The organism is Enterocloster sp. 210928-DFI.2.20 (assembly GCF_020554465.1).
Classification (GTDB): Bacteria; Bacillota; Clostridia; order Lachnospirales; family Lachnospiraceae; genus Enterocloster; species Enterocloster bolteae.
On the sequence record NZ_JAJCHK010000050.1, the window covers coordinates 16,378 to 28,079 of the forward strand.

Sequence of the window (11,702 nt, forward strand, 5' to 3'; positions counted from 1 at the left end):
GACAGTTTTGCACAAACCCACAGCCCCTACTACGGTTTCTACGAAAATTATCTATATCTTCACTCACAGATGACACACCGGGCACACAATTACTCTGAAAGGAAGTTATCAACATTATGAAGTTAAGATTTCAAAAAGACGCCATTGTTAATGGAATTAATATTGTAATGAAAGCTGTACCTTCCAAAACCACCATGTCCATTCTTGAATGCATACTCATTGACGCCAGCACCAACGAAATCAAGCTTACAGGCAATGATATGGAATTAGGAATCGAGACAAGGGTTGAGGGAGACATACTGGAACACGGCAAGATCGCGCTGGATGCCAAGCTTTTCTCTGAAATTACCAGAAGGCTTTCCAGTGAAAATGCATCCGTTACCATTGAATCAGATGACAAGTTCAACACAACCATCAGCTGTGAGAACTCCGTGTTCAATATACAGGGACGGGACGGGGAAGAATTTGCATACCTTCCCTATATAGAAAAAGATAAGTATATCTGTCTGTCCCAGTTCACCTTAAAGGAGGTTATCCAGCAGACCATCTTCTCCATCTCACCAAATGACAGCAATAAGATGATGGCCGGGGAGCTGTTTGAAGTCAATGAAAACCAGCTGAAGGTGGTATCTCTGGACGGACACAGAATTTCCATCCGCAAAGTACGTTTAAAAGACCATTATGAGGACACAAAGGTAATCGTACCTGGAAAGACCTTAAGCGAGGTCAGCAAAATATTAGGCGGTGATAATGAAAAAGAGGTGCTGATTTATTTCAGCACAAACCATATCCTCTTTGAATTTGACAATACCATCGTAGTATCCCGTCTGATTGAGGGGGAATATTTCAGGATCAGCCAGATGCTTTCCAGCGACTATGAGACAAAGGTATCTGTGAACAAGAAGGAATTCCTGGACTGTATTGAGCGGGCCACCATACTGATCCGTGAAAATGACAAGAAGCCTCTGATTATCAATATCGGAGATAATTCCATGGAACTGAAGCTGAACTCCAGTTTCGGCTCCATGAATGCAGATTTAATGATTCACAAGACCGGTAAGGACATCATGATTGGATTCAACCCCAAGTTCCTCATCGACGCGCTGCGCGTCATTGACGATGAAGAAATCAATATTTATATGATGAATCCAAAGTCCCCATGCTTTATCAAGGACGAGGAGGAAAATTATATTTATCTGATTCTTCCTGTTAATTTTAATGCTGCCACTGTCTAAGAGAGGAAAAGTATGGAAATAATAAAACTTAGGGAAGACTATATAAAGCTGGGTCAGGCGTTAAAAGCGGCTGGCCTGGCAGAATCAGGCGTAGAAGCCAAATATGCCGCCCAGGACGGCCTCGTATCCGTAAACGGCGAGACTGTTTATCAGCGCGGAAAAAAACTGGTGGACGGTGATGTGGTCACCTATAAGGGTGAAACCATTAAAATCACTAAGTAGCAGACTGGCAGGAAAATCCATGATTATAGAATCCATAGAACTGAAAAATTACCGCAACTACAAAGAACTACATATGGAGTTTAATCAGGGAACCAATATACTTTATGGGGACAATGCCCAGGGAAAGACCAATATCCTGGAGGCAGTCTATGTGTGCTGCACGTCCAAATCACATAAAAGCGCCAAGGACAGGGATATCATCCGGTTCAACCAGGATGAATCCCATATTAAATTGCAGATAAGGAAAAACAATGTCCCTTACCGCATTGACATGCATCTGAAAAAGAACAAGCCAAAGGGCATTGCCATCAATGGGGTTCCCATACGCAAGGCCAGTGAGCTGTTCGGCATAGCCAATGTGGTATTCTTCTCGCCGGAGGATCTGAATATCATAAAGAACGGGCCATCCGAGAGGAGGCGGTTCATTGATATGGAACTGTGCCAGCTGAATAAACTCTATGTCCATTCCCTTGTACAGTACAATAAGGTCCTTCTTCAGCGAAATAAGCTGTTAAAGGAACTGTTTTTCAGGCCGGAATATGAGGAGACCCTGGATGTGTGGGATATGCAGCTGGTGAATTACGGACGTGAGGTGATTAAGTTCCGAAGAGAATTCATTAAGCAGCTCAATGAAATCATACACGCCATTCATCTGAGTCTCACAGGCGGCAGGGAGGACATATGCATTTCCTATGAACCCTACACCCGGGAAGACCAGATGGAGGATATCCTTAAGAAGAACCGGGCCCAGGACATGAAGCAGAAGACCACATTGTCGGGACCACACAGGGATGACATAAGTTTTATTGTAAATGGTATTGATATACGCAGGTTCGGATCCCAGGGGCAGCAGCGCACAGCGGCCCTGTCCCTTAAGCTGTCAGAGCTTCAGCTGGTGAAACAATTGAGCCATGACGATCCAATCCTGCTTTTGGATGATGTGTTATCAGAGCTGGACAGCAGCAGGCAGAACCATCTGCTGTCAGCCATCAAACATATACAGACTATGATTACCTGCACAGGTCTGGATGATTTTGTCAATAACAGGTTCCAGATAGATAAGGTATTCAAGGTAATTGACGGGACTGTCATCAACGAGAATTAATGCCGTACTAGAAAGAAAGGATGATTATATAACATGGGAGAGCAATACGGAGCAGATCAGATTCAGATTTTGGAAGGACTTGAGGCGGTTAGGAAGCGGCCTGGCATGTATATAGGCAGCACATCTGCCAGAGGTCTCCATCATCTGGTGTATGAGATTGTAGATAATGCGGTAGATGAAGCATTGGCGGGATATTGTGATTCCATCGATGTGACCATTAACGAGGACAATTCCATCACAGTCATGGATGACGGCCGCGGTATTCCGGTAGACATCCAGAAAAAGGCAGGTCTTCCTGCCGTGGAAGTTGTATTTACCATCCTCCATGCCGGCGGTAAATTCGGCAACGGCGGATATAAGGTATCCGGCGGCCTTCATGGCGTTGGTGCTTCGGTTGTAAATGCATTGTCTGAATGGCTGGAGGTCCAGGTCTATAAGGATGGAAATATTTACCAGCAGCGGTATGAAAGGGGGAAAGTAACATACCCCTTAAAGATTGTGGGCAAATGCGGTCCGGAACAGCACGGCACAAGAGTTACCTTTCTGCCTGACAAGGAAATATTTGAAGAGACAGTCTATGATTATGATACCCTCAAAATCCGGCTCAGGGAGACGGCGTTCCTGACGAAAAACCTGAAGATTATCCTCAAGGATGACAGGGACGAAAAGAAAGAAAAGGTATTCCACTATGAGGGCGGAATCAAGGAATTCGTCACATACCTGAACAAGGGCAAGACCCCTATCTACGATCAGGTTATTTACTGCGAGGGAACCAGGGAAGGCGTGTATGTGGAAGTTTCCATGCAGCACAATGATTCCTATACCGAGAATATCTACACATTTGTAAACAATATCAATACGCCTGAGGGAGGCACCCATCTCACCGGCTTTAAGAACGCCCTGACCAAGACCTTCAACGACTATGCCAGGGAGAAAAAGCTATTAAAGGACAGCGAGGATAACCTGTCCGGCGAGGATATACGTGAGGGCCTGACAGCCATCATCAGTGTTAAAATCGAGGATCCCCAGTTTGAGGGCCAGACAAAACAGAAGCTGGGAAACAGCGAGGCCCGTGCGGCAGTGGACAATATTGTCAGCGAGCAGCTGACCTATTTCCTGGAGCAGAATCCGGCTGTGGCCAAGTCCATGTGTGAGAAATCCATACTGGCACAGAGGGCCCGTGCAGCGGCCAGAAAGGCCAGGGACTTAACACGCCGTAAATCAGCCCTTGACGGCATGGCCCTTCCGGGCAAACTGGCTGACTGTTCCGACAAAAATCCGGAAAACTGCGAGATTTACATTGTAGAGGGAGATTCCGCAGGCGGTTCTGCAAAGACAGCGCGTTCACGCGCCACCCAGGCCATCCTGCCCCTGCGCGGCAAGATCCTCAATGTGGAAAAGGCCAGAATGGACCGTATTTACGGCAATGCGGAAATTAAGGCCATGATAACTGCATTTGGAACAGGTATTCATGACGATTTCGATATATCCAAACTCCGTTACCACAAAATCATCATCATGACGGATGCCGATGTGGACGGAGCGCATATCAGCACCCTCCTTCTTACATTTATTTACAGATTTATGCCGGAGTTAATCAAACAGGGATATGTATACCTGGCCCAGCCGCCTCTGTATAAGGTGGAGAAGAATAAAAAAGTATGGTACGCGTACAGCGATGATGAGCTGAATTCCATCCTCAAGGAGATTGGACGCGACAACAGCAATAAAATCCAGCGTTACAAAGGTCTGGGAGAGATGGATGCGGAGCAGCTGTGGGAGACAACCATGGATCCGGAACGCAGGATACTTCTGCGTGTCACCATGGATGAGGAAACCACGTCTGAAGTAGATTTGACCTTCACCACCCTTATGGGCGACCAGGTAGAGCCCAGAAGGGAATTCATTGAAGCCAATGCGAAAAAGGTGAAGAACTTAGATATCTGATTTTAGACTGCAAACATAAAGGAGATTGAATATGGAACCAAATGTATTTGACAAGGTTCATGAAGTAGACCTTAAGAAAACCATGGAACAGTCCTATATTGACTATGCCATGAGTGTTATCAGCGCCAGGGCCCTGCCTGATGTCAGGGACGGCCTTAAGCCTGTACAGCGGCGTGTGCTGTATTCCATGATAGAGCTGAACAACGGTCCGGATAAGCCCCATCGTAAGTGCGCCCGTATCGTCGGTGATACAATGGGTAAGTACCACCCCCATGGAGACAGCTCCATTTACGGAGCGCTGGTTAACATGGCGCAGGAGTGGTCCACCCGTTATCCTCTGGTGGACGGCCACGGAAACTTTGGTTCTGTGGACGGCGACGGCGCTGCGGCCATGCGTTACACTGAGGCCCGCTTAAGCAAGATTTCCATGGAAATGCTGGCAGATATCAATAAAGATACCGTGGACTTCGTACCTAACTTCGATGAAACTGAGAGGGAGCCCCTTGTCCTTCCATCCAGATATCCTAACCTGCTGGTAAACGGCACATCCGGTATTGCCGTTGGTATGGCCACCAATATTCCTCCCCACAACCTGAGGGAAATCATCGGAGCAGTGGTGAAGATGATTGACAACAGGGTGGAGGAGGACCGTGAGACCTCCCTGGAAGAAATCATGGAGATTGTAAAGGGACCTGATTTCCCCACCGGCGCCACCATTCTGGGCAGAAGGGGAATCGAGGAAGCTTACCGCACGGGACGCGCCAAAATCAAGGTCCGCGCCGTGACCAACATAGAGACCATGGCCAACGGAAAATCCAGAATCATTGTGACGGAACTTCCCTACATGGTTAATAAAGCACGTCTCATTGAGAAAATCGCCGACCTTGTCAAGGAAAAGAAAATTGACGGCATTACCTACATTGGAGATGAGTCCAACCGTGAAGGCATGCGGATCAACATAGAGCTGCGCAGGGATGTAAATGCCAATGTAATCCTGAACCAGCTGCTAAAGCACACCCAGCTGCAGGACACCTTCGGTGTTATTATGCTGGCCCTGATCAATAACCAGCCAAAGGTGCTGAACCTGCACCAGATGCTGGAGGAGTACTTAAAGCATCAGGAAGAGGTAGTTACCAGAAGGACCCAGTATGATTTAAACAAGGCAGAAGAAAGAGCCCATATATTAAAGGGATTGCTGATTGCCCTGGATAACATTGACGAGGTAATCCGCATCATCCGCGGAGCCGCCAATGTGGCGGATGCCAAGAACCAGTTGATGGAGCGCTTCGGGCTTTCCGATGCACAGTCACAGGCTATCGTGGATATGAGGCTCCGCGCTCTCACTGGTTTGGAACGTGAGAAGCTGGAGAATGAGTACAGGGAACTTCAGGCAAAGATCGAGGAATTGAAGGCAATTCTTGCGGATGAGAAGAAGCTCCTTACCGTTATCCGGGATGAAATCATGATTATCTCTGATAAATACGGGGATGACCGCCGCACAGCCATTGGATATGACGATGATATGTCCATGGAGGACCTGATTCCGGACGAGGACACCATCATTGCCATGACCCATCTGGGCTACATCAAGCGTATGGATGTAGATAATTTCAGGAGCCAGAACAGAGGCGGCAAGGGAATCAAGGGCATGCAGACCATTGAGGAGGACTATATCGAGGACCTTCTCATGACCACCAACCATCACTATATGATGTTCTTTACCAATACCGGACGCGTGTACCGTCTGAAGGCATATGAGATACCGGAGGCAGGACGTACAGCCAGGGGAACGGCTATTATAAACCTTCTTCAGCTGATGCCGGAGGAGAAGATTACGGCCATTATCCCCATGCGTGAATTTAACGATGACAAATATCTGTTCATGGCTACCAGAAACGGCATGGTCAAGAAAACACCTATGGTGGAGTATGAGCATGTGCGCAAGAACGGACTGCAGGCAATTGTGCTTCGGGACGGCGATGAGCTGATTGAGGTAAAGGCAACAGATAACAGCCAGGATATCCTGCTTGTCACACGCAAGGGAATGTGTATCCGTTTCAACGAGACCGATGTAAGGGTGACCGGCCGGGTATCCATGGGTGTTATTGGAATGCGGTTTGAGGATGACGACGAAGTCATCGGAATGCAGATGCAGAGCCAGGGAGACAGCCTTCTGGTGGTTTCCGAGAACGGCATGGGCAAGCGTACTATGATTACTGAATTCAGCGCCCAGAACAGGGGCGGAAAGGGTGTTATCTGCTACAAGTGTACGGATAAGACCGGTTATCTGGTAGGTGCCAAGCTGGTAAATGACGGCCGGGAAATTATGATAATAACAACAGAAGGCATTATTATACGCATGACGGTTGACGATATCTCCGTGATTGGACGAAACACCTCCGGCGTCAAGCTCATGAGCATTGATCAGGATTCTGACATCAAGGTGGCAAGTATAGCCAAGGTAAGGGAAAGCGTTACCAAGGACAGCAATGTATATGATGAAGAGTATTACGAGGAAGAGAACGGGGATTCTGAAGAAGAGAGAGAAGCAGATGTAGATTCAGATGAAACGGTTTAAGATTCAGTTCCATGAAAAGGCTGTCAGTTGCGACAGCCTTTTTATGAAATAGTCATTATGAAATAGTCATTGATGTTTTTGTTCCCTTACCTGGTTACGGACAAAAGAGGAGAACCGAACAATATGGTAATGTGGTCATTGGCAGCAGAATTATTAGGACTTATCATTCATATTATTCTCATTTTATACTATCACGAACGGCGGCTGGTATCCAACAGCAGGCGGAAAATCTATCAGGTGTGTCTTTGGATTTCCGTCTTGACCATCCTTTTGAACATTGTCTGTGTACATATGGTCACGAAGCCCGCCGTTGTTTCCCATGGAGTGAATATGCTGCTTAACAGCCTGTATTTCATTCTGTGTATTTTGACCTGCTCTGTTATGGCTGTCTACATGTTTGCCCTGACACTGGAACATGTGTATGATAAACGTTGCCTGAGAATAACCGGCAGAATCGTCCTTATACTGAATATCATATTTTGGGGAATTGTAATCTGGAATCTTAGAAGCGGCGTGCTGTTTTATTTTGATGAAAACCAGATATACATAAGAGGTCCCTTAAACAGGATTGGATATTTAGTTATGGCAATTGAGATGCTTATGCTGGTGCTGTGCTACATGCGCCACCGGCGCAGCGTCAGCAGGCCGGTGGTCAGGTTAATCCGCACCATGCCGGTGATCGCAGCCATCTGTATTGTGTTCCAGCATATTTATAAGGACCTTCAGTTAAATGGCATGTTTATGGCCATTGTCAATATGGTTATATTCATCAGCTTCCAGACCAGGCGAAGTGAGGTGGACAGCCTTACCTTTATCGGAAACAGGAACAGCTTTTTTGAGGAGCTGTCCCTGAGAATAGCCAGCAGGCAGTATTTTCAGGTAGTTCTTGTGTGTCTGAAGCAGTTTTCTCTTGTAAATGAGAAATTCAGCTACAAAAAAGGGGATGAGTTTTTATATAATATTGCCAGGGAGCTGGACCACATACTGCCCGGCGCCAAGGCATTCCGGTTTGGAAATGTGGAGTTTGCAGTGCTGCTGCCCTACGCAACAGAAGAAGAATCAACCGGAAGTCTTAAAAGGATACAGGAACGCTTTGAGGAACGATGGGAACTGGGAGCCGTGGGAAGTTATATCCAGGCCTATTTCACCGATGTGATGTACAGGGGACAGGAATGGAATGCCACCCAGATTATAGAATATCTGGAATCGGGCATTCACTATGCCAAAAAGGAACCGGGAGGCCTGAGGCGGTTTGATATAAAATTGCTGGAACAGTTAAACAGGAGAAAGCGGATTCTGGATATTATGGAGACATCCATCCGCCAAAGGCGGTTTAAGGTATGGTATCAGCCTGTATTTAACTTAAAAACCAACCGGTTTTCTTCCGCAGAAGCCCTCCTTCGTCTCAGGGATTATGACGGTGAACCCGTATCGCCGTCGGAGTTCATACCGTTGGCTGAAGAAACTGGCCTTATAGACGACCTGAGCTGGATTGTGCTGGAGGAGGTCTGCACGCTTCTTGGACAGATGCGGGACAAAATAGATTCTATCTCCATCAACCTTTCCATGCAGCAGTTCGAGGACCGCAGCCTTTGTGCGAGAATCCATGAATGCCTGAACCGGTGCGGGCTGAATCCGGATCAGTTGAAGATTGAGGTTACGGAACGTGTACTGCTTCAGGACATGGATTATATGAAAAGGATGATGGAGGAAATGACAGGAGAAGGATTTGGGTTTTATCTGGATGATTTCGGTACCGGATACTCCAATATATCCTGTGCCCTGTCTCTGCCCTTTGAGTACATTAAGCTGGACAGAAGCCTTTTGGTACGTCTGCCCGGGGACAGCAAGGTCCAGGTATTTGTGAGGAGTATGGTGGAGACATTCCATGCCATGGGTCAGAAAATTGTGGCAGAAGGCGTGGAAGAAGAGGAACAGATAGAATTACTGAGACAATTCGGCGTGGATTGTGTCCAGGGATATTATTACGGAAAGCCCATGCCTGAAGATGAATTCAGGGCTGCCGTAGCAAAAGGATGGGAGGAACAACGAAGATGAGGGAGATAGCCGCAGCAACCATTACAGAAGCAATAAGGGACATGTGTATTGAGGCCAATTACGGACTGGCCCCGGATATGAGAAAGGTCTTTGAAAAAGCAGTGGAGGAGGAGGAGTCCCCTCTGGGCCGCCAGGTTCTGGGCCAGCTTAAGGAGAACCTGAAAATCGCAGGAGAGGATAAAATACCTATCTGCCAGGATACGGGTATGGCTGTGGTATTTATGAAAATAGGACAGGATGTACATATCACAGGGGGAAGACTGGCCGATGCTGTCAATGAAGGCGTACGTCAGGGATATGAACAGGGATATCTCCGTAAATCTGTGGTGGGGGATCCTATAGAGAGAATTAATACAAAGGACAACACTCCGGCTGTCATTCACTGTGAAATTGTTGATGGGGAACAGATTGACATAACAGTGGCTCCCAAGGGATTTGGAAGCGAGAATATGAGCCGTGTGTTCATGTTAAAGCCTGCAGACGGTCTGGAAGGGGTAAAAGAATCCATCCTTCAGGCGGTGAGAGAGGCAGGCCCCAATGCATGTCCTCCCATGGTGGTGGGAGTGGGAATTGGCGGGACCTTTGAGAAATGTACCCAGATGGCAAAACACGCCCTGACCAGAGATATAGAGGATAAGCCTGGGAAGCAGTGGGTCAGAGATCTGGAAGAGGATATGTTAAACCGGATCAATCAGTCAGGCATCGGCCCCGGGGGACTGGGAGGGAGGGTAACAGCCCTTGCCGTGAACATAGAGACATTCGCCACCCATATAGCCGGCCTTCCCCTTGCCGTAAACATATGCTGCCATGTAAACCGTCATGCCCGCAGAATACTGTAAAACTGTAAATGAGAAAGGAGTCCTGTTCAGATGAATCGACATATGAATGTACCAATGACAAAAGAGGAAGCTGCCTCCTTAAAAGCAGGAGATTATGTATATCTTACGGGAACCATTTATACGGCCAGGGATGCCGCCCATAAGCGGATGGACGAGGCTCTTGACAGAGGGGAATCACTGCCGTTTGATATAGAGGGCAGCATCATATATTACATGGGGCCGTCCCCAGCCAGGGAGGGGAGAGCCATTGGCTCAGCCGGTCCTACCACAGCCAGCCGTATGGATAAGTATACGCCGCGCCTTTTGGACCTGGGTATGGGGGCCATGATAGGAAAGGGAAAGAGAAGCAAGGCTGTTATGGATGCCATTGTGCGCAACGGAGCTGTTTATTTTGCCGCCGTGGGAGGAGCAGGAGCCATTCTGTCCAAATGCATTCTTTCATCCGAAATTGTTGCATATGAAGATTTAGGCACAGAGGCAGTGCGCAGACTGGCCATACAGGATTTTCCGGTGGTTGTGGTGATGGATGCCCTTGGTAATAATCTATATGAAACAGCAGTAAAGGAATTTTGTACTCTGTAGCGAGGGGATATGAAGCGGATTATATATATGGTACTCATGAATTTACTCCATGCACCGATATGGTTTTTCACCATTTCGCGTATGGCAAGAGAAGAAGATACAAGGACGGCTGCTGAAAAATATGGGTATATATCGGAGATGGTAAAGAGGATTAACAGAAGGGGCAGGGTTACGGTCACTGCAACGGGAACAGAGCATATTCCGTCTCAGGACGGATTTATACTGTTTCCCAATCATCAGGGCCTGTTCGATATGCTTGCCCTGTTTTCAACCTGCCCAAGACCGCTGTCTGTTGTAATAAAGAAAGAGGCCTCCAACTGGATTCTGGTAAAGCAGGTATTGGGGGCAACCAAAAGCCTTGCTATGGACAGGGATGATATAAAAGACCAGGTGCGCATTATAACTGAAGTTACCAAACGGGTAAAGTCAGGCCGTAACTTTGTTATATTTGCAGAAGGCCACCGGAGCCGCAACGGAAATGAAATACTGGATTTTAAGAGCGGTACATTTAAGAGTGCTGTAAAAGCAGGCTGCCCCATTGTACCTGTGGCCCTGGTTAATTCCTTCCGTCCCTTTGACATGAACTCGTTAAAAAGGGAAGAAGTGCAGGTTCACTATATGGAACCTATTCTTCCGGATCAATATATGGGAATGAAAACCTCAGAAATAGCACATCTTGTGCATGACAGGATACAGGAAGAAATAAATAAAAATCTCACCAAAAATGGCTTGACAAGCTAAAATCTATTTAGTATAATGGTCAATGCGTCTGAGGACAAGCATGTCAAAAGAAGCAATCATATGGAAAATATCAATTCGGAGAAATACTCAAGAGGCCGAAGAGGCGCCCCTGCTAAGGGTGTAGGTCGGGAAACCGGCGCGAGGGTTCAAATCCCTCTTTCTCCGCTCCATTTTCCAAATGATTATTTTTTTCACTCTTGTTTGTAAGATGAAAAAAAGTTTTAAAAAGTTGTTGACAATAAACGACAGTTATGGTATAGTTAATACCCGCTGGACAAAAACAACAGCGACTGATGATTGCGGAAAGCCATTTGGCTGAAAACAAAAATCAAAAAAAGTTAAAAAAGTTGTTGACAAACACAAGCGACTGTGATAAGATATAAAAGTTGCTGCTG

General features: G+C 46.9%; 9 protein-coding genes and 1 tRNA gene. All 10 read left to right on the top strand.

Annotated elements, in window-relative coordinates; all coding sequences use genetic code 11:
• Positions 1-116 precede the first annotated feature (116 nt).
• The 10 genes from dnaN (at position 117) to LI015_RS26245 (ending at position 11,472) form a co-directional block, all read left to right on the top strand.
• Positions 117-1,235 carry a DNA polymerase III subunit beta gene (dnaN, locus tag LI015_RS26200; protein WP_002569307.1) on the top strand — a complete coding sequence of 373 codons (1,119 nt, stop codon included), beginning with the start codon at positions 117-119 and terminating at the stop codon, positions 1,233-1,235.
• A 12-nt stretch (positions 1,236-1,247) separates the two neighbouring features.
• Complete coding sequence (locus tag LI015_RS26205) at positions 1,248-1,457, top strand: RNA-binding S4 domain-containing protein (protein ID WP_002569308.1); 210 nt, start codon at positions 1,248-1,250, stop codon at positions 1,455-1,457.
• Positions 1,458-1,476: 19 nt separating this feature from the next.
• A complete protein-coding gene (gene recF / locus LI015_RS26210; protein WP_227126659.1) occupies positions 1,477-2,562 on the top strand; it encodes a DNA replication/repair protein RecF in 1,086 nt (361 codons plus the stop codon).
• Between the two features lie 33 nt (positions 2,563-2,595).
• Positions 2,596-4,509, top strand: coding sequence for a DNA topoisomerase (ATP-hydrolyzing) subunit B (gene gyrB / locus LI015_RS26215; RefSeq protein WP_002569310.1), 1,914 nt, complete (start codon positions 2,596-2,598; stop codon positions 4,507-4,509).
• 31 nt (positions 4,510-4,540) lie between these two features.
• The gene (gyrA, locus tag LI015_RS26220) at positions 4,541-7,087 is read left to right on the top strand and encodes a DNA gyrase subunit A (protein WP_227126660.1); all 2,547 of its coding nucleotides are present in this window, start codon (positions 4,541-4,543) and stop codon (positions 7,085-7,087) included.
• 123 nt (positions 7,088-7,210) lie between these two features.
• Positions 7,211-9,145, top strand: a complete 1,935-nt coding sequence (locus LI015_RS26225; RefSeq protein WP_227126661.1) for a GGDEF domain-containing phosphodiesterase — start codon at positions 7,211-7,213, stop codon at positions 9,143-9,145.
• Complete coding sequence (locus tag LI015_RS26230) at positions 9,142-9,984, top strand: fumarate hydratase (RefSeq protein WP_227126662.1); 843 nt, start codon at positions 9,142-9,144, stop codon at positions 9,982-9,984. Before LI015_RS26225 ends, LI015_RS26230 begins: the two co-directional genes overlap by 4 nt.
• A gap of 30 nt (positions 9,985-10,014) precedes the next feature.
• Positions 10,015-10,566, top strand: a complete 552-nt coding sequence (locus LI015_RS26235; protein ID WP_002569314.1) for a Fe-S-containing hydro-lyase — start codon at positions 10,015-10,017, stop codon at positions 10,564-10,566.
• Positions 10,567-10,575: 9 nt separating this feature from the next.
• A complete protein-coding gene (locus LI015_RS26240; RefSeq protein WP_002569315.1) occupies positions 10,576-11,307 on the top strand; it encodes a lysophospholipid acyltransferase family protein in 732 nt (243 codons plus the stop codon).
• Between the two features lie 77 nt (positions 11,308-11,384).
• A tRNA-Ser gene (locus LI015_RS26245) sits at positions 11,385-11,472 on the top strand.
• Positions 11,473-11,702: the final 230 nt, after the last annotated feature.